Source organism: Pseudoalteromonas aliena (assembly GCF_038155085.1).
Lineage (GTDB): Bacteria > Pseudomonadota > Gammaproteobacteria > Enterobacterales > Alteromonadaceae > Pseudoalteromonas > Pseudoalteromonas aliena_A.
The window spans coordinates 1-215 of sequence record NZ_JBAKAU010000224.1 but is presented as its reverse complement, the minus strand read 5'-3'; the positions used below and the strand labels follow the sequence as shown (position 1 = coordinate 215).

At 30.2% G+C, this 215-nt stretch carries 1 pseudogene; it reads left to right on the top strand.

What is annotated here, in order from left to right:
• A pseudogene (locus tag V6260_RS19165) lies at positions 1-215 on the top strand (alpha/beta fold hydrolase); the annotation flags it as partial.

Here is a 215-nt window from a genome sequence, read left to right as displayed (position 1 = left end):
CAAAGCTAATTTTATTAAACCCTATTGGGCTTGAAAACTACTTGCAGTACGTTCATTACAAAGATACTAACTTTTTTTATAAAAATGAATTAGCAAAAACACAACAAGGTGTTAAAAATTATCAACAAAAAAAATATTACGATGGTAAATGGAAGACTAAGTTTTCAGCACTTACCGATTTTATGTTCGGTCAAATACAAGGCCCTGACAGTGAT